This window comes from Marinobacterium aestuarii, assembly GCF_001651805.1.
Lineage (GTDB): Bacteria > Pseudomonadota > Gammaproteobacteria > Pseudomonadales > Balneatricaceae > Marinobacterium_A > Marinobacterium_A aestuarii.
The window spans coordinates 1,313,691-1,336,769 of sequence record NZ_CP015839.1; the positions used below are offsets into that span (position 1 = coordinate 1,313,691).

The window sequence follows — 23,079 nt, forward strand, 5'->3', positions numbered from 1 at the left end:
ACCGGGGGCGGGCGTCGTCTATCTGTCAGGCAGACTGAAGAAACACCGCCGCGGTGGTCATGCAGCGCCAAAAAAAGAGATATCACCCAGTCCGGGCTTAAAGCCTGAATTGTTCGCCCAGGTAGGCGGCCTTGACCTGCTTGTTGGCGATGATGTCCGCCGGTGTGCCCTGGGCCAGAATGCCGCCTTCGCTGACGATATAGGCGTGTTCGCAGATGTCGAGGGTTTCGCGCACATTGTGATCGGTGATCAGGACGCCGATGCCCTTGGTCTGCAGGTGGCGGATGGTGTTCTTGATATCGTTGACCGAAATGGGGTCCACCCCGGCAAAGGGCTCGTCGAGCAGAATAAAGGTCGGCTCGGTGGCCAGGCAGCGGGCAATCTCGACCCGGCGACGCTCGCCGCCGGACAGCGCCATGCCGAGGCTGTCGCGGATGTGCACAATGTGGAATTCTTCCAGCAATTGCTCAAGACGCTGCTCGCGGCCGGCGCGGTCAAGATCCTTGCGGGTCTCGAGGATGGCCATCAGGTTGTCACGCACGCTGAGCTTGCGAAAAATGGACGCTTCCTGGGGCAGGTAGCCCAGTCCCTTGCGGGCACGGCCGTGCATCGGCAGGGAGGTGATGTCCTGGTCGTTGAGCAGTACCTGGCCCTGATCGGCGTTAACGAGCCCGACAATCATGTAGAAGCAGGTGGTCTTGCCGGCCCCGTTGGGGCCCAGCAGCCCCGTAATCTGGCCGCTTTTCAGGCTCAGTGAAACATCCCGTACAACGGCCCGGCCCTTGTAGCTTTTGGCCAGCTGGCGCGCTTCCAGTGTGCTGGTCATTGCGCCGCCCCTTTGGGCTGGATGACCATCTGCACACGGCCCTGGCCGCCTTCGCCGCTGAAGGCGTTGACCAGGGATTTGTCGAGGTTGTAAACGATCTTCTGCCCGGTAAAGGTGTCTTTCTGCTGCACCACCCGGGCCTTGCCGGTGATGGTGATTTCCTGGCGATTGACCTGGTAGTCCATGCGCTCGCCATAGGCATTGGTCACCGGCTTGTCTTTGGCCGCCTGTTGCTCGAACTTGACATCCCCCGTGGCCAGAATGCGATTGACGCCGGATTCGCTGCGGTGCAGGTCAACATTGCGGGCGTTGATTTTCAACGTGCCCTGGGCAATCTCGACATTGCCGCTATAGGTGGTGATGCCGGTGTTGTCATCGATGGTGGCGGTGTCGGCGCTGACATGGATCGGCTGGTTGCGATCGGTCGGCAGGGCCAGACTGGTGCCGGAAAGACTCAGGGACAGCAGGGCTGCCAGCCAGAGGCGGGTATTATTTGGTTTCATAGCGTCCCTCGACATCGGACAGTAGCTCGACTTGGCGGCTATTCAGGTAAGCCTTCATGCCATTGGCCCGGGTTTCACCCCCCTGGCTGAACAGCGTGACGGCGGTGTCTGTTTCGATAAATTGTTCTGATGGCATCAGGGTCAGTGCTTCGGTTTCCAGCCGCAGCGGTGTGCTGCTGGCGCCTTTGTCACTGCTGCTCTGTACGCGCACGGCGCCGTTGAGCCGGACCTGCTCGTCACTGTCCTGCATCCGGCCCTGCTGGGCGCTGATCAGCACCTCGCCCCGACTATCGTTGCGAAACAGCACTATGTCCGGCGTCCGGGCGCGCAGTTCGCCGGGCTGCGGGTAGTGTTCGAGCTGCGGCGATCTGAGCTCCTGATGCAGCTGTCCGCGGGCATCGAACTGGCGAATGGTGGCATCGCGCAGATAGTAGTCCGTATCGGCGCTGCCTGGTGTTAGCTCGGGTGCTGCTGCCTCAGTGGGGGCGCGATCGGCCCCCCAGTAAAGCAGTATTGGTGCCAGCAGGGCGGTGGCGAGGATAAGACGCGTCCGGCTGCTCAACATGATCTAGAGGTACTCGCTAATAAGGGACTCGAGCTGGCCACGGGCGCTGAGTATCTGCTCGCAGAATTCGCGTCCCGCGCCTGCGCCGCCTGCCCGCTGGGTGCACCAGTGTGCATGCTGCAGCATCAGCGGATGGCCGTTGGGAACTGTAGCGCCAAAGGCGACGGCGCGAATGGCTGCAAGATCCGGCCAGTCATCGCCGATATAGGCGGTGGTGTCGCTGTCGTGCGCCGTCTGGGCCCAGATTTCCTTGAGTGCGACCAGCTTGTCTTCACGCCCCTGCAGCAGATGGGTAATGCCCAGTGCCTTGGCACGCATTTCCACCTGGGGTGAGCGGCGACCGGTAATAATGGCGGTTTCGATGCCGGCCTGCTGCAGCAGCTTGATGCCCAGGCCGTCCAGGGTATTGAAGCTTTTTACTTCGGAGCCATCGGGGAGGAAATCAAGATGACCGTCGGTCAGCACGCCGTCGACGTCAAACACCGCCAGGGTAACCTTGCGCAGGCGTTCAACCAGTTCACTGGGTAGTGACGCAGAGGGGTTGTAAAGGCTCATCAGATCACTCCTGCCTTGAGCATGTCGTGCATGTTCAGGGCGCCGACCGGGCGACGGTTCTCGTCCACCACCAGCAGGGCGTTGATCTGGCGTGACTGCATCACCTGCAACGCCTCGGCGGCCAAAATGCCGGCGGCGACCGTGGTGCAGTCCGGTGTCATGACCTCGCTGATGGGCGTGTTCTTCAGGTCGATGTCGCGATCCAGAGTGCGGCGCAGGTCACCGTCGGTAAAGAGACCGCACAGGCGGCCTTCGCTATCGGTCACCGCGGTCATGCCCAGGCGCTTGCGGGTTACTTCCAGCAGCGTCTGATTAATCGAAGTATCGCTGCTGACGCAAGGGATATCGTCGCCGGTGTGCATCAGGTCGCTGACCTTGAGCAGCAGGCGGCGCCCCAAACTGCCGCCGGGGTGGGAAAAGGCAAAGTCTTCGGCGCTGAAACCGCGGGCTTCCAGCAGGGCGATGGCCAGGGCATCTCCCATCACCAGCTGAGCCGTGGTGCTGGACGTTGGCGCCAGGCCCAGGGGGCAGGCTTCGCGCTCGACACCGATATGCAGGCTGGCATCCGAGGCCTGGGCCATGGTGGAGTTGGGGTTGGCCGTAATGCTGATCAGGGGGGCATTCATGCGTTTGATCAGGGGTAAAATGGTCACGACTTCAGAGGTTTCGCCGGAGTTGGATAGAGCAATAACCACATCCTTGCTGGTAATCATGCCCATATCGCCGTGGCTGGCTTCACCCGGGTGAACAAAAAACGCCGGGGTGCCCGTGCTGGCGAGGGTTGCGGCTATCTTGTTGCCGATATGGCCGGACTTGCCCATGCCGGTCACGATCACGCGGCCCTCGCAGCCAAGCAGCAGGTCGCAGGCGCGGGTGAAATCGCCGTTCAGGTGATTGAGCAGGTCGGATACAGCGTCACGCTCCAGTTCGATGGTGCGGCGTGCGGTGCTGAGATAGTCGAAGGGTTCGCTCATCGAATTCGGCCTTGCGGGTTGTTAAATGGTCGTGGCTTTCAAAATACGCACAGTGTACAGCAGTGCCGGTCACAGTGCCGCTCAGAGCAGGGCCGGATTTTCGGCACTGAATGCATGACGGAGCGGCACGGACAGCTCCCGGCAGCGGCCTGGATCTGGCTGCACACTAAGGCACAGGCCCCGTGGCAGGCTGCGCAGGGCATCTATTAGAACAGAATGGCAAGTCCGTGCAAGCGTGGAGCCGGAAATCAGGCCCTGTGGGCGCCGTTGCCTAAGTAAAATTTCCGGTTTGTGCGCCGCAATGATATATTTCAGCCTTTTAATCTGCCAGGGCGAATATCACGGCAGGCTCAAGGCTGACCTGCTGCTTCATATATGGAAAACATCGAAGATTTCACAATCAATATCAGTAACCTGAGTTTCTCCCGTGGTGAACGTAGCATCTTCCGCGATCTGAACATGCAGATCCCGCGCGGCAAGATCACTGCGATCATGGGGCCTTCGGGGACAGGTAAAACCACCTTGCTGAAACTGATCGGGGGCCAGCTGCTGCCCGATACCGGACGCATTGAGCTTGAGGGTGACAATATTCCCACGCTGTCGCGGGCGGACCTGTTCGAGGTGCGCGCGCGCATGGGCATGCTGTTTCAGAGCGGAGCCCTGTTCACCGACATGACGGTGTTCGAGAATGTGGCCTTTCCGCTGCGGGTGCATACCGATCTGCCTCAGGACATGATCCGTGATGTGGTGCTGATGAAGCTGCAGGCCGTGGGTCTGCGCGGTGCCCAGGATCTGATGCCCAGCGAACTGTCCGGTGGCATGGCGCGGCGCGTGGCGCTGGCGCGGGCCATAGTGCTGGATCCGCATATCGTTATGTATGACGAACCCTTCACCGGGCAGGACCCCATCGCCATGGGGGTACTGGTCAATCTGATCCGGCGTCTGAACCAGGCGCTGGGGCATACCAGCATTATCGTTTCACACGACATTCAGGAAACCCTTGGTATAGCTGATTACATCTATCTGGTATCGGGGGGTTCGGTGATTGCCAGCGGCACTCCGGCCGAACTGCGGGCCGATGAGTCCGAACAGGTGAAACAGTTTATGCACGGGTTGCCGGACGGTCCTGTAGCATTCCATTTTCCGGCCGGTGACTACCAGGCCGAATTGATGAAAGGGTCGTAAAGGATGCTGGATCGCCTTCAGGCGCTGGGCCATATCGGACTGGAAGGGCTGTCTGCCCTGGGCCGCTCCGGGTCGCTGCTGGCGCACGTACTTATCGCGCGACCCCAGCCCATGGTGATGTTTCCGCTGCTGCTGAAACAGATCTACTTCGTGGGTGTGTTGTCGCTGGTTATCATTCTGGTGTCGGGCACCTTTATCGGCATGGTGCTCGGCTTGCAGGGCTACACCATCCTGGTCAGCTATGGCTCCGAACAGGCCGTCGGTCAGATGGTGGCGCTGAGCCTGGTGCGCGAGCTCGGCCCCGTGGTCACGGCACTTTTGTTTGCCGGCCGGGCAGGGTCTGCCCTCACGGCCGAAATTGGCCTGATGAAGGCCACTGAGCAGTTGTCCAGTCTGGAAATGATCGGGGTTGATCCCTATCGGCGTATTATCGCTCCGCGTTTCTGGGCCGGTTTTATTTGTCTGCCAATCCTGGCAGCCATTTTCTCAACGGTTGGTGTCTGGGGCGGAGCCCTGGTGAGCATTGACTGGCTGGGGATATATGAGGGTTCTTTCTGGGCCAATATGCAGCAGTCGGTGGACTTCTATGACGATGTCCTCAATGGCCTGATCAAGGCGGTGGTATTCGGTTTCGTGGTGACCTGGGTGGCGGTATACCAGGGCTATGACTGCGTGCCGACCTCCGAGGGGATCAGCCAGGCGACAACGCGTACCGTGGTGTATGCGTCGCTGTGGGTACTGGGGCTCGATTTTATTCTCACCGCTTTGATGTTTGGAGAGTTTTAGGATGCGTACGAGGGTGGTGGAGATCAGTGTTGGCGGCTTCATGCTGACAGGGATCCTGGCATTGATTCTGCTGGCACTGAATGTCAGCGGACTGAAAGTGTCTGATAGCGGGAGCAGCTATCGCGTGTTGGCGCGGTTCGAAAACATCGGTGGCCTGGCGCCCCGAGCCAAGGTGACGCTGTCCGGCGTCCAGATTGGTCAGGTGAAGTCAATTTCGATTGATGAGCGCCTGCTGATGGCGGTGGTTGAACTGGATATCAATAGTTCGGTGGATTATCTGAGCCGTGACAGTTCGGCGCAGATTCTGACGGCGGGCCTGCTGGGCGAACAGTACATCGGTATTACGCCAGGTGCTGAAGATGAGATGCTCGAGGACGGCGATGCGCTGGAGAATACTCAATCAGCACTGGTGCTGGAAAACCTGGTAAGCAAATTCCTTTTCAACAAGGTCAGTGAGTGAGGTTTGTCATGAAGCGATTGTTAACAAGCGTTGCGTTGATGTTGTCATTACTGCTGCCAACGCTGCCGGCTCAGGCCAGCTGGGAAGCGGCCAGCGGTGTGGTTGAAAAAGTGACTCAGGACATGGTGACCTTGCTGGAAGAGGGTGTCGATATCAATAACGATGCATCCCTCAATGACGCCATGGCTCGGGTTGAACAGCGTCTGGACGGCCTGATCGATTTTGACTACATCGCGCAGCGCGTGATGGGCAAGTTTTACCGTCGGGCCAATGATGCCGAGCGTGCTCACTTTGCCACCGTCTTCAAGCACACCATGGTGAAAACCTATACAAAGGCACTGGCCGGCTTTGAAATCAGCCGCGTTGAAGTGGCACCTCAGGGGCCTGAAAGCCCTGAACCCGACAAGCAGGTTGTAACCCTGAATGTCTACTCCGGTGCCGGCACCAGGTACAGCCTGGTGAACTACATGCTGGAGCGCGACGGCCAGTGGCAGCTGGTAAACGTTATTCTGGATGGTATCAACCTGCGTCTGACGTTCACCAATCAGTTCGCCGATCTGGCTGAACGCAACAATGGCAATATCCAGCAGGTTATCACCAGCTGGGAAAGCCAGGTTGACAGCCGGGTGACCAAAACCGAGGGCAGCTGATGCAGGCTTCTGTCGAGGTACGCGCCGCCGACGAGGTGGCGCTGAGCGGTGATCTGCGTTTTGCCACCGTATCCGGGGTGCGTGAGCGCCTCGAGCGGCTTATTGCCACCGGCGAGTCGCACTGTGTGGTGGACTTTTCCGCCGTCACCAGTGTCGACAGCGCTGCGCTGTCGCTCTGGCTGTGCTGTCAGCGCGAAGCGCAGGAGCGCAATATCGATCTGCAGGCCCGCTATGTGCCGGAAGATCTGCTGTCGATCGCCGGCCTGGTCGGTCTGGGTCACCTGTTCAGTTCCGTGATCAGTGAGTAGTGAGCGGTACTCAAGCTTAGGGCTTAGTACCCGGCGGTAACGCTTTATCGTCCAGGAGCAGCCCCTGCGGGGCGTCGCGTTTTAGCCGTCATTCGGCTATTATTCGGCGCCTGTTTTGATTTGAAGAATGAGTGTTGGAGAGCGGTATGCAAGCGCAAGAAGTAAAGCAGATTATTGAATCTCAGCTTGATGGCTGCAGTGTTTACCCCGCTGGTGAAGGCTGTGATTTTCAGGTGACCGTCGTAGGTGACCTCTTTGCCGGTCTGACGCCGGTGAAAAAGCAGCAGCTTGTATATCAGTGCCTGCAGCAGCATATCGCCAGTGGCGCCATTCATGCGCTGACCATCAAGACCTACACCCCGGAACAGTGGCAGACGCTGCAATCCTAAGCCGTTTTTAACGACAGGACCCCTGATGGAAAAGTTCAAGATTGAAGGCGGCGTCACCCTTAATGGTGAAGTCCGCATTTCGGGTGCAAAGAATGCCGCGCTACCCATCCTTGCCTCGGCGTTGCTGGCCGACGGGCCTGTGCATATCAGCAATCTGCCGCACCTGAACGATGTAACCACCATGCTCGAGCTGCTGCGGCGCATGGGCGTGGAGGTGGTCGCTGACGCAAACCTGAATGTACAGATTGATGCCCGTACCATTCGCGAGTACCACGCGCCCTACGATCTGGTGAAAACCATGCGCGCCTCCATCCTCGTACTGGGCCCGATGCTGGCGCACTTTGGCGAGGCTCAGGTGTCCCTGCCGGGTGGTTGTGCCATTGGCAGCCGACCGGTCGATCAGCATATTCGCGGTCTGCAGGCTATGGGTGCTGAAATACTGGTGGAAGAAGGTTATATCCATGCGCGCAGCAACGGTCGCCTGAAAGGTGCCCGGGTGTTTTTCGACATGGTAACCGTCACCGGCACCGAAAATATTCTGATGGCGGCGACCCTGGCAGAGGGCGAAACCATTCTTGAAAACGCCGCCCGTGAACCCGAAGTGGTGGATTTGGCCAACTGCCTGATCGCCATGGGTGCGAAGATCACAGGCCAGGGCACCGATACCATTCGGGTGCAGGGCGTTGAGTCCCTGGCCGGTGGTAGCTACTCGGTATTGCCCGATCGCATCGAAACCGGCACCTACCTGGTGGCGGCGGCGGCGACCGGTGGCCGTGTACGTTGCACCGACACCCGTCCTGATACGCTGGATGCCGTGCTGCAGAAGCTGACCGAGGCCGGTGCTGAAATCACCAGCGGTGACGACTGGATCGAGCTCGACATGAAGGGGCGCAGGCCCAAGGCTGTGAGCATTACCACGGCGCCTTATCCCGCTTTTCCCACCGACATGCAGGCGCAGTTTGCGGCCATGAATGTGGTGGCTCAGGGTGTCAGCCAGATTCGCGAAACGGTGTTCGAGAACCGTTTCATGCACATGCAGGAAATGATCCGCATGGGCGCAAAAATTACCATCGATGGTCACAATGCGATGATCGAAGGCGTTGAAAAGCTGCAGGGCGCACCGGTCATGGCGACCGACCTGCGGGCTTCCGCCAGCCTGGTGATTGCCGCCCTGACGGCGCGCGGAGACACCCTGATCGATCGTATTTACCATATTGACCGCGGCTACGAACATATTGAAGAAAAGATGCGCCAGCTGGGTGCGCACATCGTTCGGATTCCGGGTTGACAGGGACACACTAGACTTATGACTCAACCGTTGACCATTGCGCTCTCCAAGGGGCGCATTCTGAAGGAAACACTGCCGCTGCTTGAGGCGGCGGGCATAGTACCGGCCGAAGATATTTTCAGCAGCCGCAAACTGATTTTCGATACCAATCAGGACCATGTGAAGCTGGTGGTCATTCGTGCCACCGATGTGCCGACCTACGTGGAATATGGCGGGGCGGACATGGGGATCTCCGGCAAGGACGTCCTGCTGGAGCATGGCGGCGAAGGCCTCTATGAACCGCTGGATCTGGAAATCGCCTGCTGCAAGCTGATGACGGCGGGTCTGGTCAAGGCCGCACCGGTCAAGGGCCGCCTGCGTATCGCCACCAAGTTCGTCAACCTGACCCGCGAGTACTTTGCGCGCCAGGGGCTGCAGGTGGATATCATCAAGCTTTATGGCGCCATGGAGCTGGCACCCATCATGGGGCTGGCCGATCAGATCGTTGATATCGTCGATACCGGCAACACGCTGCGGGCCAACGGCCTGGAGCCGCTGGAACTGATAGCACCCATCAGCTCCAGGCTGGTGGTGGGGCAGGCGTCGATGAAAATGAAATATGACCTGATACAGCCGATTGTCGACAGCATGGCGCAGGCTGTTGTGGCACGGCGTGGAGCCTGAGTTATGTCAGAACTGAATATTCAGCGCCTGGATGCAGGCGCAGCAGATTTCGAAGCCTCGCTGCAGAAGCTGCTGGCCTGGGAAGCCGTATCCGATAGCGGCGTTAACGCCACTGTGGATGAAATCCTCGGGCGGGTGCGCACCCAGGGCGATGCCGCTGTGGTGGAGTACAGCAACCGCTTCGATCGCGTGGGTGTTTCATCCATGGCCGAACTGGAAATCAGCCGTGAGCGCCTGGAGCAGGCGCTGGAAGAGTTGCCCCAGGCGCAGCGCAGCGCGCTGGAAGAAGCTGCGGTGCGTGTACGCGACTACCACGAGCGGCAGAAAAGCGACTCCTGGAGCTACACCGAGGCCGACGGCACCATGCTGGGCCAGAAAGTCACGCCCATGGACCGCGTGGGTATCTATGTGCCCGGCGGCAAGGCGTCCTATCCGTCATCGGTGCTGATGAACGCGCTACCGGCCAAGGTCGCCGGTGTGGGCGAAATCATCATGGTGGTACCGACCCCCGGTGGCGAGCTGAACGAGCTGGTACTGGCCGCGGCGGCCCTGGCCGGGGTTGACCGGGTTTTCTGTATCGGTGGTGCCCAGGCCGTTGCGGCTCTGGCCTACGGTACTGAAACTGTGCCACGGGTCGACAAGATAGTGGGTCCTGGCAATATTTATGTCGCCACGGCCAAGCGTGCGGTCTTTGGTGTTGTCGGTATCGATATGATCGCCGGCCCGTCCGAGATTCTGGTGCTCAGCGATGGCAGCACCGATCCCGACTGGATCGCCATGGATCTGTTCTCCCAGGCCGAGCATGATGAAGATGCCCAGTCGATTCTGGTGAGCCCGGATGCCGACTACCTGGACAGGGTCGAGCAGAGCATCCTGCGCTTGCTGCCTACCATGGAAAGGCGCGGAATTATAGAAGTTTCGCTGCGTAACCGCGCTGCCTTTATTCATGTCAAGGATATGGCTCAGGCCGTCGATGTGGCCAACCGCATTGCGCCGGAACACCTTGAGCTGGCGGTGGAGAATCCGCAAGCGCTGGTGCCTGATATTCGCCATGCCGGTGCCATCTTCATGGGACACTACACGGCCGAAGCCCTGGGTGATTACTGCGCGGGGCCGAACCATGTGCTGCCGACATCCGGCACGGCGCGTTTCTCGTCGCCTCTGGGTGTGTATGACTTTCAGAAACGCTCGTCGCTGATTCAGTTTTCGGCCGATGGCGCTTCAAAGCTGGGCCCGGTGGCCTCTATTCTGGCCCGCGGTGAAGGCCTGACGGCCCACGCCCGCTCAGCCGAATACCGTATCAAGCAAGACTGATACGCAAGCGGCTGCGTCACCCCGGGTGCCGCAGCCGCTTATCCTTCCCTGGTTTCACTGACTACCCGGCGAACTCCTAGCGTTCGCTTTCCTGCGGGCGTTCCCCAATCTGCACCTTGAGCTGCATCGCAGTACCGTTGCGCAGTATGTCTATGCTGGCCGTCTGGCCGGGCTTGAAGGTCGCAATGCGGCTCATCGAGGCACGGCTGTCGCTGATGGAGTCGCCATTGATGGCGGTCATGATATCCCCTGGTTGCAGACCGGCGAGGTGAGCGGGGCCATTGCGAAAGATACCGGCGATGATCAGCCCCTGGGCTTTATCAAGGCCGAAGCTTTCGGCCAGACGCGGGGTGAGTTCCTGTACTTCCACGCCTATCCAGCCTCGAATAACCCGCTGATGTTCGATCAGATCCTGCATGACCTGGCGCGCCAGATTGGACGGAATGGCAAAGCCGATGCCCTGGGAGCCGCCGGACTTCGAAAAGATCGCCGAGTTGATACCAATCAGATTGCCGTAGGCGTCTATTAGCGCACCGCCGGAGTTGCCGGGGTTGATGGCAGCATCGGTCTGAATAAAGTCTTCATAGGTGTTGAGTCCCAGGCTATTGCGCCCGGTTGCACTGATAATGCCCATGGTGACGGTCTGGCCGACGCCAAAGGGATTGCCAATGGCGAGCACCACATCACCGACGCGCAGGGCTTCGGATGAGGTGAGGGAGATGCTCGGCAGGTCTGGTAGCTGGATCTTGAGAATTGCCAGATCCGTTTCCGGGTCTGTGCCTATGACCTTGGCCTGGGTTTCACGGCCATCACGCAGGGCGACCAGCACGCTGTCGGCATTGGCGATGACATGGTTGTTGGTGACTATATAACCCTGGGCGCTGAGGATAACGCCTGAGCCCAGGCTCGACTCTATACGTTCGCGCTCTGGGCGGTTGCCGGAACCAAAGAAGTTGCGAAAGACAGGGTCGTCACGCAGCGAATTTTCCTGTGGCTTGACCAGGGTGCGGGTGTAAATATTGACGACCGCAGGCGCTGCCGTTTCCACCGCGCTGGCGTAGGACACCGGGCCGCTGTCGCGGCCCGCAGCCGGGCGGGGCAGGGCTTCGTGGATCTCGACCGTCGTTATCGTGGGGCTGAGCAAATCGGGAAAGAGCTGCAGTATCACCAGCGCTGCCAGCACGCCGGTAATGATCGGCCATATTAGATAGGTAGACTTTCGCATGGGCAGCTCGGGTGATTGTGCTATGAAATCATGCAATTATACGGCTAGTGGTTAGCTGTTGTGAAATACGGAATCATAAGTCTATGTCTATCGAACTGAATGAGTTGGTGCGTTACTGCGATACGTTGCTGCAAAGCAACAGCATTTCCGATTACTGCCCCAATGGGCTCCAGGTCGAGGGGCGTGGTCGGGTGCAACGAATTCTCTGTGGCGTTACCGCCAGCCAGGCGTTACTGGATGAAGCTGTCGCCTGGCAGGCCGACCTTGTGCTGGTGCACCACGGCTATTTCTGGAAGGGGGAGGACAGCCGTATTCGCGGGATCAAAAAGCGTCGCCTTGCGACTCTGCTACAGCATGATATCAGCCTGCTGGCCTACCATTTGCCGCTGGATGTGCATCCGCTGTACGGCAACAATGTGCAGCTGGCGGCGCGCCTGGGGCTGGAGATCGAAGGTTCGCTGGAACCCGGCAACCCGCGCTCAGTCGGGCTGGCCGGGCGCCTGAAAACCCCAATGTCGCTGGCTGATTTTGCCGCCAAGGTTGCTAAAGTACTGGGCCGTGAGCCCTTGTGTATTGTGGGCGCACAGCAGCAGATTGAACGCATTGGCTGGTGTACCGGAGCGGCTCAGGGCTATATCGAGCAGGCGGCGGAGCTGGGGCTGGATGCCTATCTGTCGGGGGAGATTTCTGAGCCTACGGTACACAGCGCGCGGGAGCATGGTGTGCATTATATCGCCGCCGGCCATCACGCCACCGAGCGTTACGGCGTGCAGTCGCTGGGGGAACATCTGGCGCAGCACTTTGGGCTGGAGTGGCGCTTTGCTGATATCGACAATCCGGTCTGACGGACGTCTTTAGCGCGCTGGCGGTGGCTATTTCAAGGTGATGTGAATCACTCATAGCTGCGCGGCATTGCGCCGCGCAGTTCGGCGTCAGGCTCAGTCGTGCGCGTCAGCGGTTTTGGCTTTGGGGCTTTCCTGTGCTTTTTCGTCTTTTTTCGCCGGTTCCTTCTCTTTGGTCTTTTCCTTTTCCTTGGCTTTTAGCGCAGCCAGGTGGGCGGGGTCGGTGAGAAGTTCTTCTTCCTCGTCTTCATCTTCAAGGCCGAAAGTCTCGGACAGTGTGCCTTTTTCGTTGCTCGACTTGGCGGCGTAATCCCGCGGAGGCTCAGGCACCTTTTCAGCTTCTGCGTTGGGCACTACATCGGTGACGACCGGAATGGGTGCGTCCGGTGCGGCCGTCAGTTTGGCCTGCATGCTTTCATTCAGTGCCAGACTTGCGGCGTCGTCGTCGCAGAGCGTTTGGGCACCACTGGCCAGATGCTGGTGCACATCCTTGTAGGTGTTGGTGAGCTGGTTAACCAGGGCGGCGGTTTTCTCGAAGTGGTCGGTTACATCCTGCTTGTAGGTCGCCAGTTCTGCCTTGGCTTCATCGAGCTGATTGTTCAGTGTCTGGCGCTGTCCTGCATCAGAACCCGAGCGCCCCAGCAGGTAACCGATCAGGCCGCCTACCGCCAGCGCTACTGCGCCAATGATCCATATGCTGTTCTGTTCCACAGTCAATCCTCACCTGGAAGTCATACCGGTATTAAAGAATAAAACAATCGTTGGCCAAAGCCTACCGGCAGCGAGGCGTTGGATGCAAGGCTTCAGTGGCGCTCAGGCTACGCAGTTCAGGAATCGGCGCAAAGGTGCTGGCGCAGGTCGTTGATCTGCTCGGTGACAATGGCGCAGGCGCTGTCGGCATCCTGCTTTTCGAGGGCCTCGATCAGGCGCTGATGCTGGGTGCTGACCAGGGCTCGATCACGAAAGCGGTGCGCCACCATGTTGGTGACCGGCTGCAGTGCCTCGATCACCGAGAACATGACAAATCCCAGCAGACGGTTGCCGCTGGCATCGGCCAGGGTGCGATGCAGGGCGACATCTGAGGCACAAAAGTCTTCTGCGCTAAGGCTGCTGTCACGCTGGATATCCAGTTGCTGACGCATGCGCTCAAGCTGGGCCTCGGTCCTGTTGTGTGCCGCCAGCCGACAGCATTGCAGCCCCAGTAGCTCGCGGGCCTGCAATACCTCGTCCATATTGAAGGCATCCATGCCGACCAGCAGGGTAGTGGCGCAGGTGAGGGATTCGCTCAGGTCGTTGACACTCGGGCAGTTGATAAAGGTGCCGCCGGTGGGGCCGCGTTTTGAACGGATCAGATTCTGGGCGGCCAGAATCTTCAGGGCTTCACGAATGGTCGGACGCGAAACGCTAAAGCGCAGTGCCAGCTCGTCTTCGGTGGGCAGGCGGTCGTCGGCGCGCAGTTCGCCATCGACAATGGCGCGGCGCAGCTGATCGGCGATCTGGCGTGAAAGGTTGTCCCGTTTTATCGGCTCGAAGGCTGAGTTCGTCATCTGTGCTCCCGGTTGTGGCGCTCAGTATTTCATAGAATCGGCTATTTGTTAATTTGCTTTACAAATAGCCGAATTACTCTTAATGTTAATTCGTCTTACAAATAGGCACTACAGAAAATTGGAGGCGACATGTTCAGAGCTCTGGTACTGGATCAGCAGGACGGCAAGACGCAGGCGCAGGTCAGAACACTGCAGGAATCACAGCTTCCCGAGGGGGAGGTACTGGTGGCGGTGGACTATTCGTCGCTTAACTTCAAGGACGGCCTGGCGATTACCGGAAGCGGCAAGATCGTCAGTCAGTTTCCGATGGTGCCGGGGGTCGATCTGGCCGGGCGGGTGCTGGAGTCTGCGGATGATGCCTTTTCCCCCGGTGATGCGGTGGTGCTCACCGGCTGGGGTGTGGGAGAACGTCACTGGGGTGGCATGGCCGAGAAGGCTCGTCTAAAGGCTGACTGGCTGGTGCCCATGCCCCAGGACATGGATGCCCGCACGGCGATGATGATAGGTACCGCAGGTCTCACCGCCATGCTGTGCGTCATGGCGCTGGAGGAAGGCGGCCTGACGCCTGCGGCCGGTCCGGTCCTGGTGACCGGTGCCGCCGGGGGGGTAGGCAGCGTGTCGGTCGTGATTCTGGCGGCGCTTGGTTATGAGGTTCATGCCGTCACCGGACGGCCGGAAACAGAAGCCTATCTCAAGGGGCTGGGTGCCCATGCGCTGGTCAGTCGTGAAAGCATGGCGTCCAAACCGCGGGCGCTGGAAGCACAGCGCTGGGCTGGCGCCATTGATACCGTGGGCGATACCATCCTGGCGCGGGTGTTGGCTGAGACGCACTATGGCGGCACAGTGGCGGCCTGCGGTCTGGCTGCGGGCTTCAGCCTGCCGACGACGGTGATGCCGTTTATTCTGCGCAATGTGCGCCTGCAGGGCGTGGATTCGGTCATGTGCCCGCTGTCACGGCGCCAGCAGGCATGGCAGCGTCTGGCACGGGAGCTGCCCGCCGCGGCGCTGGGGGAAATCGGTCACAGCATCGGGTTGGATGAGGTGCCGGACTATGCCCAGCGTATTGTCGAGGGTCAGGTGCGAGGCCGCGTGATCGTCGATATGTCGCGCTAGTCTGTTAGTGACAGGCCTGAACGCAGGGATCGTTTCCAGGTCTGCGTGCAGGCCTGCACCGAGGTATAATGGCGCCTTTTTCGCGGCGGGCCATTATGGAACATCTTCGTTTACAGTTTGTTCGGCTGTGTCTGCCTCTGCTGTGCCTGGTGCTAACCTGGCCTGCACTGGCTGCGATCACCCTGGTGGACAACGGGGGGCGCAGTGTCACTCTGGAACAACCCGCCAGGCGCATTCTCGCCCTGGCGCCCCATATCACTGAAAATCTCTTCAGCATAGGCGCAGGTGATCGCATCGTTGGCGCCGTGGCGCATAGTGATTATCCAGCACAGGCACAGGCAATCCCCCGCGTGGGGAGCTATGGCCAGCTGAATCTGGAGCAGGTGCTGGCGTTGCAGCCGGATCTGGTCATTGCCTGGCCGGGTGGCAACCCGCCGGCACAGCTGGAGCGCTTGCGCCAGTTTGGCATTCCCGTTTTCGAATCGGATCCACACAGCTTTGCCGCCATCGCCGCCAACCTGCGCCTGTACGGCGAGCTTACAGGGCTGCAGGCCCAGGCCGATACCGTAGCCTCTGAGCTGGAATCGCGCGTGGAACGCCTGCGCCTGCAGCACCAGGATGCTGCGCCGGTACGGGTGTTCTATCAGCTCTGGCATGAACCCCTGATGACGGTGAACCATACTCTGCTGGTGGATCAGATGTTGCGCCTGTGCGGTGGCGAGAATCCCTTCGCCGCTAGGCCAGAGGCCGTGCCCCAGCTTGGCGTGGAATCAGTGCTGGCGGTGCGCCCCGAGGTCATACTGACCACCACCGAAGAAGCCCCCCACGACTGGATCGAACGCTGGCAGCGCTGGCCCGAACTGCCGGCGGTGCAGCACAAGCTGTTCTATCAGCTCAATGCCGACTGGATGCACCGTGCCACGCTGCGGGCGCTGTCCGGGGCCGAGCAACTGTGCCTTCATCTTGATGATGCCCGGCTGAAACTGGGGCGCGGCAAGCTGTATTAATCGATAACGGAGAAGTGCGTGAAACAACTGATACTCGGCGGTGCCCGCTCCGGCAAGAGCCGGCTGGCGGAACAGCGCGCCCAGGCTACAGGCTTGCCAGTGGCGCTGGTGGTCACCATGGTACCGGGGAATGATACAGAACTTGCCGAGCGCGTTCGCCGCCATCAGGCGGATCGCCCGGCCGACTGGCGCCTGGTGGAAGCGCCCATCGCACTCGCCGCTGCGCTTGATCCGCTGCTGCAGGCGGGCTATTGCGTACTGGTGGACTGCCTGACCCTGTGGCTGACTAACCTGTTGCTGCTGGAGTGCGATGAGACTCTGCAGGCTGAGCTGGATGCGCTGGATGCGCTACTGGCACGCGTCGATGGCAGCCTGATCATGGTGAGCAATGAAGTGGGTCTGGGCATTGTGCCCATGGGGGCGCTCAGTCGGCGCTTTCAGGATCAGACCGGCTGGCTGCACCAGCGCATGGCGGCCATTTGTGACCGCGTGACCCTGAGCGTGGCGGGTTTGCCGCTGGAGGTGAAATGATGCCTTTTTCCCTGGCCGCCAACTGGCTTGAGCAGCCGATGCAACAGCCCAATGCCGAGGCAGAGGACCAGGCCAGAGCCCACCAGTTGCAGCTGACCAAGCCCGCCGGGGCTCTGGGCGAGCTCGAGCAGCTGGCGATTCGCCTTGCCGGCTTGCAGGGGCGGGTCTATCCCCGTGTGGATTCCTGTCATATCAGCCTGTTCGCCGCCGATCACGGCATCGCTGCCGCCGGGGTTTCGGCCTACCCCCAGGCTGTAACCGCGCAGATGCTGGCCAACTTTGTATCCGGTGGCGCAGCCGTTGCGGTATTGGCCAAACTTGCCGGTGCCCGTTTCGATGTGGTGAATCTGGGAACGCTGCAACGACCTGAGCCAGACCCAAGAGTGGTTGATCGCTGGCTGGGGCCGGGCACGGCGGATTTCACTCAGCAGGCCGCGATGACGGTGGCACAACGGGATGCCGCCTTGCTGGCCGGTGCCGAGCGTCTGGCTGAGGCGCAGAAGGCCGGCTGCGAGCTGTTTGTCGCCGGCGAGATGGGCATTGGCAATACCAGTGCGGCGACGGCGCTTGGCGCTGTGCTGCTTGAACTGGATCCAGCGCAGCTGGCGGGCCCGGGGACTGGCGTTAATGCCACTGTGCTGGCCCACAAGGTGGCGCTGCTTCGCCAGGGGCTCAGCCTGCATACTGGCGATAACCCCAGGGTGCTTGAGTTGCTGCGCCGCCTGGGGGGCTTTGAAATCGTCGCCATGGTGGGGGCTTACCTGCATGCCGGCCAGTGCGGCGTGCCGGTGCTGGTGGATGGTTTTATCAGTACCCTGGCGGCACTGGTGGCGGTAAGGCTCAATCCGGCTTTGGCGCCCTGGCTGCTCTATGGTCACCGTTCGGCTGAGCCCGGCCACGGGCTTATGCTGGAGGCACTTCAGGCCAGGCCTTTGCTGATGCTGGATATGCGACTTGGAGAGGGCAGTGGCGCGGCGCTGGCGCTGCAGATAGTACGCAGTGCCTGTGAGTTACACAGTGGCATGGCGACCTTCGCCCAGGCCGGTGTGGCGGGTCCCGGCGGGTGAGCGTACTGACGCTGGATCTGCTGCGCCACGGTGATGCCGAAGATGCCGGTTGTTACCGCGGGCGTACCGATTCTGCCCTGACGGCGCTGGGCAGGCGCCAGATGCAGGCTTATGGCGCCGAAAATCCTGGCTGGCAGCGCATTCTCTGCTCGCCGCTGCGCCGTTGTGCGCAGCCCGCAGCAGAACTCGCCCAGGGCTTGCAGCTTGAGTGCGCTACAGATGCGCGCCTGCTGGAGCTGGATTTTGGCCGCTGGGACGGTCGCCCCTATGCGGACGTCTGGCAGCAGGAGCAGGCGGCTGTGTTGGCATTCTGGCGAGATCCGCAAGCGCATCCGCCGCCAGGAGGGGAAGCCATAGCGGCCTTCTGTGCACGCCTGGCCTCACTGCAGCATGAATTAAAGGCTGAGAGTATTGCAACGGCTGAGGGCGATACCCACCTGCTGCTGCTGACCCACGCCGGCGTTATCCGGGGGCTTCTCGGTACGGCACTGGGGCTGGAGGCCAGCCACTGGTCGCAGCTGCGTATTGATACCGCGTCCCTGAGCCGGCTTCGGCTGGGGCGGGATGGCGCCCATGGCTGGTGTGAACTGTCGTTTATGAACCGGGTTAGGGGTATCCGTTGAAAGCCGCTCTTTTTGGTTCGGCGCGGAAGTTGGCCATGGCACAGCGCTCTCCGCAGGGGAGGGCGCTGTTAGTGGGGCTCTTCGTGGCAGAAAAGGCGGCGAGGCCTGCCACTGCTTCAGGGTTCGCTGATACCCTTGATAAAGGACTTGGTCCCTTCCCAGGCGTCCTTGCTGGCCTCCACCGCGGCATCGGCACCTTCCTTGCCGAGTTCGACCGCGGTTTCGGCGCCCTTGCCCGTTGAGCAGATGGCGCGCTGCACGGCGCAGCGGGCCTTGCATCCGGTGACAGCAGCGTCGTCAGTGAAATGCCTGACTTCACATTCGGTACGACAAAACTGCTGATCCAGGGCGCAGTTAGCGAACGCCAGCTGGGGCAGCCAGGCGAGTATCAGTACGGGCACAACTCTTTTCATTTTTATCCTCCTTGGCTCGAATGAAGTATAACCGATCCGCCGCTGGCGCCGCCGCTAGAGCGCAGGGATGACGGCGCTCAGCGTTTGTTGCGCGCCTGCCAGTAAAGCTCCTGGCCGCCGTCACGGCGTGCCAGCACCCTGGCGCAGACAAACAGCAGATCGGACAGGCGATTAATGTAGCTCAGAGCATGGGGGTTGACCGACTCAAGCTGTGCCAGTTCCACCAGGCGCCGTTCGGCACGTCGGCACAGGCTGCGGCTTTGCTGGCACAGGGCGCTGACGCGGTTGCCCCCTGGCAGGATAAATTCGCGCAGGGCGGGCAACTCGGCGTTCAGGTTGTCCAGCTGTTGCTCCAGCGTGCGGGTGGCGGCGGCGTCCAGCACCCAGTACTGCGCATCGACCATGGCCAGCTCGCCGCCAAGATCAAACAAATCGTGCTGCAGGCCTGGCAGAAAGCTTTGCAGGGCATCATCGGGACCAAGTTCTGCGATCAGTACGCCCAGGCTCGAGTTCAACTCGTCAATATCGCCCAGGGCCTCGATACGCGGATGATATTTTTCGACCCGGCGACCATCGGCAAGGCCGGTGGTCCCCTTGTCGCCGCTGCGGGTGTAAATGCGATTGAGACGATCCGACATTGTGCGGGTTCCCTGTCGTGGGTTGGTTCGGGGGTTAGTTTGGTAGAGTCTTCGGGGATGAGGTTGTACCGCTGTCGTGCTGCAACTGGCGTACCTGCTGCAGCGCTGCGCGGTTGCGGGGCACATCAATGCCAGCCAGACGGGCTTCATTGCACAGGAAACCGGTGATCTGTTCGATCTCGGTGGGGCGCTGGTGGCGAATATCCTGCAGCATCGACGAATAGTTGTTTGCGGTTGTGTGGGCCACCATCAGGGCCTGGTCTCGCAAGGGGCCGTCAAATAGAGGGATGCCGCGGGCGCGGGCCACGGCATCGAATTCTTCGCACAGGGCTTCGAGTGCACGGGTGTAGGCCGGTACTGTTGTCAGCTCGCCGTTGCGACAGCCGTAGAGCGCCGTCAGCGGGTTAATGGCGCAGTTGATCGCCAGCTTGCGCCACAGCGTGGTTTCAATCGCAGGATCCTGGCGCAGCTGCAGCTTAAAATGCGGGCCGCAATCCGGCAGTGTGGCATCGGTGCTGTCGAAGCGGCCAATGGCGGTTTCGCCGTGGCCGGCATGAACGACTTCGAAGGGCGCGCGCAGGTAGGCACCATCGGTGCTGGAGCCGATCAGCACGCGATCATTGCCTGCACGCTCAATGACCTGTTGCTGGCTGCCCATGCCATTTTGCAGTACCAGAATGCGACTGTCGACAGTGAGGCGATGCCACACCGACTCCAGCGCCACCTGGCTGTCATACGCCTTGGTACAGAGCAGCAGTTGCGCAATGGGCTGGGGTGTTGCCGCCAGAGTGGCGCTCAGGGGGCAGAAAGTTTCGCCGCTATCGTCAATCAGGCTAACGCCGCCGCGAGCCTGAAACTGTGCCAGGCGTTCGGGGCTGCGCAGCACCAGGCTGACCGAAACTCCGGCGCGCTGCAGATGCGCAGCCCAGAGGCAGCCGATGGCGCCGGCTCCAAGGATTGTCCAGTGCATGATAAGTCCGTCACTGCGTCATTAGTTGTGTATTCATTGTGCGAACGCTCGGGCGCCGTACCGGGTTGTACGCCCCTTGTTCTGCAAGGCGAGCACGAGAGCTGGCGTTTGCGGGATTCGCATTGGAACATTGTTCCCATGCATGGCCTGATGATGAAGCATGCGTGCTTTATGTCGCAACTCTGCCGGTTAATCGCAGTGCTTATGATAACCAGAGTGCGCAATGGGTGAAATGGTTACGGGCCTTCGCTAAAATGCCTCCACTTCGGCTCGACCCGGTGCTGTGTGCTGTGGAGTCTGCGGGCCGCTTCAATTTAGAGGAGATCGGGTAATGCCGTCATTTGACATAGTGTCCGAGCTGGACATGCATGAAGTCACCAACGCGGTGGATCAGGCCAATCGTGAAATTCAGAACCGCTTCGACTTCAAGGGTATTGATGCGCGCTTCGAGCTGGGCGATGGTCATGTGGTGCTCTGGGCCGAGGTGGACTTCCAGTTGCAGCAGCTGCAGGAAGTACTGCGTGCCAAGCTGACCAGCCGCAAGATTGATATTCGCTGCATGGAAGTCAAGGATGCGGAAAAGGCCAATATGCGCGCGCGCCAGCAGGTGGATCTCAAGCAGGGGCTGGATCAGGCGCTGGCCAAGAAAATTATCAAGCTGATCAAGGATGCCAAGCTCAAGGTCCAGACCCAGGTGCAGGGTGAGCAGGTACGGGTGACGGGCAAGAAGCGTGACGACCTGCAGGGCGCGATGGCCCTGCTGCGGGCGGCTGATCTGGAGCTGCCGCTGCAGTTCAACAACTTCCGCGACTAGTCGGACTCAAGATACCGGCCTGCAACGGGCCGGTGCCTGTAGTGCCGTGCTTATGCCTGGCGCTCTGTTTAGCAGCGCAGCGTCGTCAGTGCGGCTCGCCATCGTTGCAGTGACAGCGGCCGCCTTCCAGGCAGGCCAGTAAAAACAATTCCTGAACCAGTTCCTTGCTGCAGCATTGCGATTGCTGCAGATCCTGTGGGCAAATCACGCCCTGCTCCAGCAAGGTGGTTACCTTCTCGTTGCGCCATTCAATAACGCGGATGCCGGTATGGCGATGGGTGATACGAAGGTATGGATCTGGCCGTTCCAGCCAGGCGTCGATGATATAGCTCATAACAGTCCCTTCCCTTGAGTGGTTCTGGGACTTTATGATATCGATTATCATTTGTAAATGATAATCGTTGTTATTTGTGAGTGGCTTCTGCCTGAACCGGTGCATGGCGTGCCGCCAGCCAGACAAGGATCAGTACCGGCAGACCAAGCACAGCGGTACCGGCGAAGAACAGTGGATAGCCCATCAGATTTACCGCGTCGCCGGAGAAACCCGCCAGAAACTTTGGCATCAGCAGCATGACCGAGCTGAAAAGCGCATATTGCGTCGCGGTATAGCTGATGCTGGTCAGGCTCGACAGATAGGCGATAAAGGCCGCCGTGGCGATGCCGGCACTGAAGTTGTCCAGCGATACCGTCACTATCAAAAAGCCGACGCTGTGGCCGGTCAGCGCCAAGGCCGAGAACAGCAGATTGGTGGCCGCCGCCAGCACAGCGCCAATAAACAGTATTCGCATCACGCCAAAGCGGTACACCAGCAGCCCGCCCACCAGGGAGCCGACAATCGTCATCAGGGTGCCGAACAGCTTGGTGATTTCAGCCACTTCAATCTTGGTAAAACCCATGTCGACGTAAAACACGTTGGCGATGATGCCCATGACGACGTCGGCGATACGGTAGCTGCCGATCAGCGCCAGAATCAGTAGCGCAGGTTTGCCATAGCGGCTGATAAAATCGGCGAAGGGGCAGTAGGCCGCGACATAAAACCAGCCCAGCAACCGTGCCAGGGCGTGGGGCAAATGCTGGCGCTGTTCCATAAAGGCCTCTATCTCCTGCCTTTTTTGCTCTGCTGCGGCGCCATCGGGTACGGGTTCAGGCGCGCACAGGGTGGTGACAATGCCGACGCTCATCAGGGCCGCCATGGCCCAGTACGCCATCTGCCAGGACTCACGGCTATAGCTGTCGGCGCCTGGATCGTGCCAGGCGGCGATCAGCAGGGCGCCGGTGGTCGCCAGTATCATGGCCAGGCGGTAACCGAGCATGTAGGTGGCGGCCATGGCGGCCTGAATGCGCGGCTCGGCTGATTCGATGCGGTAGGCGTCGATGGCGATGTCCTGGGTGGCGGAGCAAAAGGCGACCGCGAGGGCGAACCAGGCCATCAGCTCCAGGTTTTGCTGCGGATCGGAATCGGCCAGTCCAAGCAGGCACAGGGCGATGAGCAGCTGTGCGGTCAACATCCAGCTGCGCCGCCGTCCCAGCCAGGCAGAAAGCAGCGGAATGGGCAGGCGGTCGATAATCGGCGACCACACCCACTTGAAGGCGTAGGCCAGGGCGACCCAGGAAAAGTAGGTAATGGTGCCGCGATCAATACCGGCTTCACGCAACCAGTAGGACAGGGTGGAAAAGACCAGCATCAGCGGCAGGCCGGCGGAAAATCCAAGAAATAACAAGGTGATGGGGCGAGGTTGCAGGTAGACACGGGCGCTGTGCAGCCATTCTTTCCAGCTCAGGGTGTGCTCGGCGTGTTCGGTTTGCATGGTGGGGTTCAGTTT

General features: G+C 60.3%; 29 protein-coding genes. 16 read left to right on the forward strand and 13 right to left on the reverse strand.

Annotation, left to right across the window (positions count from 1 at the left end; all coding sequences use genetic code 11):
- Positions 1-97 precede the first annotated feature (97 nt).
- Genes lptB through A8C75_RS05810 form a run of 5 tightly spaced genes read right to left on the reverse strand, consistent with a single transcriptional unit; the run spans position 98 to position 3,423 of the window.
- Complete coding sequence (gene lptB / locus A8C75_RS05790; RefSeq protein ID WP_067379351.1) at positions 98-826, reverse strand: LPS export ABC transporter ATP-binding protein; 729 nt, start codon at positions 824-826, stop codon at positions 98-100.
- Entirely contained in the window at positions 823-1,329 is a 507-nt protein-coding gene (gene lptA / locus A8C75_RS05795) for a lipopolysaccharide transport periplasmic protein LptA (protein ID WP_067379354.1), read from the reverse strand. The genes lptB and lptA overlap by 4 nt, the downstream gene beginning before the upstream one ends.
- Complete coding sequence (gene lptC / locus A8C75_RS05800; protein ID WP_067379356.1) at positions 1,316-1,894, reverse strand: LPS export ABC transporter periplasmic protein LptC; 579 nt, start codon at positions 1,892-1,894, stop codon at positions 1,316-1,318. Before lptC ends, lptA begins: the two co-directional genes overlap by 14 nt.
- 3 nt (positions 1,895-1,897) lie before the next feature.
- Entirely contained in the window at positions 1,898-2,449 is a 552-nt protein-coding gene (locus A8C75_RS05805) for a KdsC family phosphatase (RefSeq protein ID WP_067379359.1), read from the reverse strand.
- Positions 2,449-3,423, reverse strand: coding sequence for a KpsF/GutQ family sugar-phosphate isomerase (locus tag A8C75_RS05810; protein ID WP_067379361.1), 975 nt, complete (start codon positions 3,421-3,423; stop codon positions 2,449-2,451). The genes A8C75_RS05805 and A8C75_RS05810 overlap by 1 nt, the downstream gene beginning before the upstream one ends.
- Before the next feature lie 375 nt (positions 3,424-3,798).
- On the opposite strand from A8C75_RS05810, the gene A8C75_RS05815 reads away from it, so the two are divergent.
- From A8C75_RS05815 to hisD, 9 genes are all read left to right on the forward strand, one after another.
- Positions 3,799-4,608 (forward strand): ATP-binding cassette domain-containing protein, encoded by an 810-nt coding sequence (locus A8C75_RS05815; RefSeq protein ID WP_067379363.1) that lies wholly within the window; start codon positions 3,799-3,801, stop codon positions 4,606-4,608.
- Between the two features lie 3 nt (positions 4,609-4,611).
- Entirely contained in the window at positions 4,612-5,394 is a 783-nt protein-coding gene (mlaE, locus tag A8C75_RS05820; protein ID WP_067379364.1) for a lipid asymmetry maintenance ABC transporter permease subunit MlaE, read from the forward strand.
- Position 5,395: 1 nt separating this feature from the next.
- Positions 5,396-5,854 (forward strand): outer membrane lipid asymmetry maintenance protein MlaD, encoded by a 459-nt coding sequence (mlaD, locus tag A8C75_RS05825; protein WP_067379366.1) that lies wholly within the window; start codon positions 5,396-5,398, stop codon positions 5,852-5,854.
- 38 nt (positions 5,855-5,892) lie between these two features.
- Entirely contained in the window at positions 5,893-6,504 is a 612-nt protein-coding gene (locus A8C75_RS05830) for an MlaC/ttg2D family ABC transporter substrate-binding protein (RefSeq protein ID WP_157890227.1), read from the forward strand.
- On the forward strand, positions 6,504-6,812 hold the full coding sequence (locus tag A8C75_RS05835; RefSeq protein WP_067379371.1) for an STAS domain-containing protein: 309 nt from the start codon (positions 6,504-6,506) through the stop codon (positions 6,810-6,812). The genes A8C75_RS05830 and A8C75_RS05835 overlap by 1 nt, the downstream gene beginning before the upstream one ends.
- Before the next feature lie 146 nt (positions 6,813-6,958).
- On the forward strand, positions 6,959-7,201 hold the full coding sequence (locus A8C75_RS05840) for a BolA family protein (protein ID WP_067379373.1): 243 nt from the start codon (positions 6,959-6,961) through the stop codon (positions 7,199-7,201).
- Positions 7,202-7,226: 25 nt separating this feature from the next.
- On the forward strand, positions 7,227-8,489 hold the full coding sequence (gene murA / locus A8C75_RS05845; RefSeq protein WP_067379374.1) for a UDP-N-acetylglucosamine 1-carboxyvinyltransferase: 1,263 nt from the start codon (positions 7,227-7,229) through the stop codon (positions 8,487-8,489).
- A gap of 18 nt (positions 8,490-8,507) precedes the next feature.
- Complete coding sequence (gene hisG / locus A8C75_RS05850) at positions 8,508-9,152, forward strand: ATP phosphoribosyltransferase (protein WP_067298643.1); 645 nt, start codon at positions 8,508-8,510, stop codon at positions 9,150-9,152.
- Positions 9,153-9,155: 3 nt separating this feature from the next.
- Complete coding sequence (gene hisD / locus A8C75_RS05855) at positions 9,156-10,466, forward strand: histidinol dehydrogenase (protein ID WP_067379377.1); 1,311 nt, start codon at positions 9,156-9,158, stop codon at positions 10,464-10,466.
- Between the two features lie 76 nt (positions 10,467-10,542).
- Here hisD and A8C75_RS05860 read toward each other — a convergent pair whose 3' ends face one another.
- Positions 10,543-11,691 carry a Do family serine endopeptidase gene (locus A8C75_RS05860; protein ID WP_084783781.1) on the reverse strand — a complete coding sequence of 383 codons (1,149 nt, stop codon included), beginning with the start codon at positions 11,689-11,691 and terminating at the stop codon, positions 10,543-10,545.
- Between the two features lie 83 nt (positions 11,692-11,774).
- On the opposite strand from A8C75_RS05860, the gene A8C75_RS05865 reads away from it, so the two are divergent.
- Positions 11,775-12,536 carry a Nif3-like dinuclear metal center hexameric protein gene (locus A8C75_RS05865; RefSeq protein WP_067379380.1) on the forward strand — a complete coding sequence of 254 codons (762 nt, stop codon included), beginning with the start codon at positions 11,775-11,777 and terminating at the stop codon, positions 12,534-12,536.
- A 93-nt stretch (positions 12,537-12,629) separates the two neighbouring features.
- On the opposite strand, the gene A8C75_RS05870 is transcribed toward A8C75_RS05865, so the two are convergent.
- On the reverse strand, positions 12,630-13,244 hold the full coding sequence (locus A8C75_RS05870; protein WP_067379384.1) for a Z-ring associated ZapG family protein: 615 nt from the start codon (positions 13,242-13,244) through the stop codon (positions 12,630-12,632).
- Positions 13,245-13,360: 116 nt separating this feature from the next.
- Positions 13,361-14,080, reverse strand: coding sequence for a FadR/GntR family transcriptional regulator (locus A8C75_RS05875; RefSeq protein WP_067379387.1), 720 nt, complete (start codon positions 14,078-14,080; stop codon positions 13,361-13,363).
- Between the two features lie 129 nt (positions 14,081-14,209).
- Between A8C75_RS05875 and acuI the strand changes: the two genes are divergently transcribed.
- The 5 genes from acuI to A8C75_RS05900 all read left to right on the forward strand — a co-directional run bounded on the left by acuI (position 14,210) and on the right by A8C75_RS05900 (position 18,421).
- A complete protein-coding gene (gene acuI / locus A8C75_RS05880; RefSeq protein ID WP_067379390.1) occupies positions 14,210-15,193 on the forward strand; it encodes an acrylyl-CoA reductase (NADPH) in 984 nt (327 codons plus the stop codon).
- Between the two features lie 95 nt (positions 15,194-15,288).
- Positions 15,289-16,200: a cobalamin-binding protein gene (locus A8C75_RS05885; protein ID WP_157890228.1), complete on the forward strand. Its 912-nt coding sequence runs from the start codon at positions 15,289-15,291 to the stop codon at positions 16,198-16,200.
- An 18-nt stretch (positions 16,201-16,218) separates the two neighbouring features.
- Positions 16,219-16,731, forward strand: coding sequence for a bifunctional adenosylcobinamide kinase/adenosylcobinamide-phosphate guanylyltransferase (gene cobU / locus A8C75_RS05890; RefSeq protein WP_067379392.1), 513 nt, complete (start codon positions 16,219-16,221; stop codon positions 16,729-16,731).
- The gene (gene cobT, locus A8C75_RS05895) at positions 16,728-17,798 is read left to right on the forward strand and encodes a nicotinate-nucleotide--dimethylbenzimidazole phosphoribosyltransferase (RefSeq protein WP_120785170.1); all 1,071 of its coding nucleotides are present in this window, start codon (positions 16,728-16,730) and stop codon (positions 17,796-17,798) included. The genes cobU and cobT overlap by 4 nt, the downstream gene beginning before the upstream one ends.
- Positions 17,795-18,421, forward strand: coding sequence for a histidine phosphatase family protein (locus A8C75_RS05900; protein WP_067379395.1), 627 nt, complete (start codon positions 17,795-17,797; stop codon positions 18,419-18,421). The genes cobT and A8C75_RS05900 overlap by 4 nt, the downstream gene beginning before the upstream one ends.
- Positions 18,422-18,537: 116 nt before the next feature.
- Here the strand turns inward: A8C75_RS05900 and A8C75_RS05905 are convergent, their stop codons facing one another.
- From A8C75_RS05905 to A8C75_RS05915, 3 genes are all read right to left on the reverse strand, one after another.
- A complete protein-coding gene (locus tag A8C75_RS05905) occupies positions 18,538-18,834 on the reverse strand; it encodes a hypothetical protein (protein WP_067379398.1) in 297 nt (98 codons plus the stop codon).
- A gap of 77 nt (positions 18,835-18,911) precedes the next feature.
- On the reverse strand, positions 18,912-19,472 hold the full coding sequence (locus A8C75_RS05910; protein WP_067379401.1) for a cob(I)yrinic acid a,c-diamide adenosyltransferase: 561 nt from the start codon (positions 19,470-19,472) through the stop codon (positions 18,912-18,914).
- A gap of 34 nt (positions 19,473-19,506) precedes the next feature.
- Positions 19,507-20,442 (reverse strand): ketopantoate reductase family protein, encoded by a 936-nt coding sequence (locus tag A8C75_RS05915; RefSeq protein ID WP_067379404.1) that lies wholly within the window; start codon positions 20,440-20,442, stop codon positions 19,507-19,509.
- Between the two features lie 331 nt (positions 20,443-20,773).
- Between A8C75_RS05915 and A8C75_RS05920 the strand changes: the two genes are divergently transcribed.
- The gene (locus tag A8C75_RS05920) at positions 20,774-21,256 is read left to right on the forward strand and encodes a YajQ family cyclic di-GMP-binding protein (protein ID WP_067379408.1); all 483 of its coding nucleotides are present in this window, start codon (positions 20,774-20,776) and stop codon (positions 21,254-21,256) included.
- A gap of 85 nt (positions 21,257-21,341) precedes the next feature.
- Here the strand turns inward: A8C75_RS05920 and A8C75_RS05925 are convergent, their stop codons facing one another.
- Entirely contained in the window at positions 21,342-21,590 is a 249-nt protein-coding gene (locus A8C75_RS05925; RefSeq protein WP_067379411.1) for a PA4570 family protein, read from the reverse strand.
- A gap of 70 nt (positions 21,591-21,660) precedes the next feature.
- Positions 21,661-23,064 (reverse strand): AmpG family muropeptide MFS transporter, encoded by a 1,404-nt coding sequence (locus A8C75_RS05930; RefSeq protein WP_067379413.1) that lies wholly within the window; start codon positions 23,062-23,064, stop codon positions 21,661-21,663.
- Positions 23,065-23,079 lie beyond the last annotated feature (15 nt).

What these genes read in the sequence shown, in the direction of transcription:
- lptC (WP_067379356.1), bottom strand. Translation starts at nt 1,894, where the DNA reads ATGTTGAGCAGCCGGACGCGTCTTATCCTCGCCACCGCCCTGCTGGCA.
- A8C75_RS05930 (WP_067379413.1), bottom strand. Translation starts at nt 23,064, where the DNA reads ATGCAAACCGAACACGCCGAGCACACCCTGAGCTGGAAAGAATGGCTG.
- A8C75_RS05910 (WP_067379401.1), bottom strand. Translation starts at nt 19,472, where the DNA reads ATGTCGGATCGTCTCAATCGCATTTACACCCGCAGCGGCGACAAGGGG.
- A8C75_RS05905 (WP_067379398.1), bottom strand. Translation starts at nt 18,834, where the DNA reads ATGAAAAGAGTTGTGCCCGTACTGATACTCGCCTGGCTGCCCCAGCTG.
- A8C75_RS05805 (WP_067379359.1), bottom strand. Translation starts at nt 2,449, where the DNA reads ATGAGCCTTTACAACCCCTCTGCGTCACTACCCAGTGAACTGGTTGAA.
- acuI (WP_067379390.1), top strand. Translation starts at nt 14,210, where the DNA reads ATGTTCAGAGCTCTGGTACTGGATCAGCAGGACGGCAAGACGCAGGCG.
- A8C75_RS05840 (WP_067379373.1), top strand. Translation starts at nt 6,959, where the DNA reads ATGCAAGCGCAAGAAGTAAAGCAGATTATTGAATCTCAGCTTGATGGC.
- A8C75_RS05830 (WP_157890227.1), top strand. Translation starts at nt 5,893, where the DNA reads ATGTTGTCATTACTGCTGCCAACGCTGCCGGCTCAGGCCAGCTGGGAA.
- A8C75_RS05865 (WP_067379380.1), top strand. Translation starts at nt 11,775, where the DNA reads ATGTCTATCGAACTGAATGAGTTGGTGCGTTACTGCGATACGTTGCTG.
- A8C75_RS05915 (WP_067379404.1), bottom strand. Translation starts at nt 20,442, where the DNA reads ATGCACTGGACAATCCTTGGAGCCGGCGCCATCGGCTGCCTCTGGGCT.
- hisD (WP_067379377.1), top strand. Translation starts at nt 9,156, where the DNA reads ATGTCAGAACTGAATATTCAGCGCCTGGATGCAGGCGCAGCAGATTTC.
- cobT (WP_120785170.1), top strand. Translation starts at nt 16,728, where the DNA reads ATGATGCCTTTTTCCCTGGCCGCCAACTGGCTTGAGCAGCCGATGCAA.
- hisG (WP_067298643.1), top strand. Translation starts at nt 8,508, where the DNA reads ATGACTCAACCGTTGACCATTGCGCTCTCCAAGGGGCGCATTCTGAAG.
- A8C75_RS05885 (WP_157890228.1), top strand. Translation starts at nt 15,289, where the DNA reads ATGGAACATCTTCGTTTACAGTTTGTTCGGCTGTGTCTGCCTCTGCTG.
- murA (WP_067379374.1), top strand. Translation starts at nt 7,227, where the DNA reads ATGGAAAAGTTCAAGATTGAAGGCGGCGTCACCCTTAATGGTGAAGTC.
- A8C75_RS05815 (WP_067379363.1), top strand. Translation starts at nt 3,799, where the DNA reads ATGGAAAACATCGAAGATTTCACAATCAATATCAGTAACCTGAGTTTC.
- A8C75_RS05875 (WP_067379387.1), bottom strand. Translation starts at nt 14,080, where the DNA reads ATGACGAACTCAGCCTTCGAGCCGATAAAACGGGACAACCTTTCACGC.
- mlaE (WP_067379364.1), top strand. Translation starts at nt 4,612, where the DNA reads ATGCTGGATCGCCTTCAGGCGCTGGGCCATATCGGACTGGAAGGGCTG.
- A8C75_RS05860 (WP_084783781.1), bottom strand. Translation starts at nt 11,691, where the DNA reads ATGCGAAAGTCTACCTATCTAATATGGCCGATCATTACCGGCGTGCTG.
- A8C75_RS05810 (WP_067379361.1), bottom strand. Translation starts at nt 3,423, where the DNA reads ATGAGCGAACCCTTCGACTATCTCAGCACCGCACGCCGCACCATCGAA.
- lptB (WP_067379351.1), bottom strand. Translation starts at nt 826, where the DNA reads ATGACCAGCACACTGGAAGCGCGCCAGCTGGCCAAAAGCTACAAGGGC.
- mlaD (WP_067379366.1), top strand. Translation starts at nt 5,396, where the DNA reads ATGCGTACGAGGGTGGTGGAGATCAGTGTTGGCGGCTTCATGCTGACA.
- A8C75_RS05835 (WP_067379371.1), top strand. Translation starts at nt 6,504, where the DNA reads ATGCAGGCTTCTGTCGAGGTACGCGCCGCCGACGAGGTGGCGCTGAGC.
- lptA (WP_067379354.1), bottom strand. Translation starts at nt 1,329, where the DNA reads ATGAAACCAAATAATACCCGCCTCTGGCTGGCAGCCCTGCTGTCCCTG.
- A8C75_RS05920 (WP_067379408.1), top strand. Translation starts at nt 20,774, where the DNA reads ATGCCGTCATTTGACATAGTGTCCGAGCTGGACATGCATGAAGTCACC.
- A8C75_RS05925 (WP_067379411.1), bottom strand. Translation starts at nt 21,590, where the DNA reads ATGAGCTATATCATCGACGCCTGGCTGGAACGGCCAGATCCATACCTT.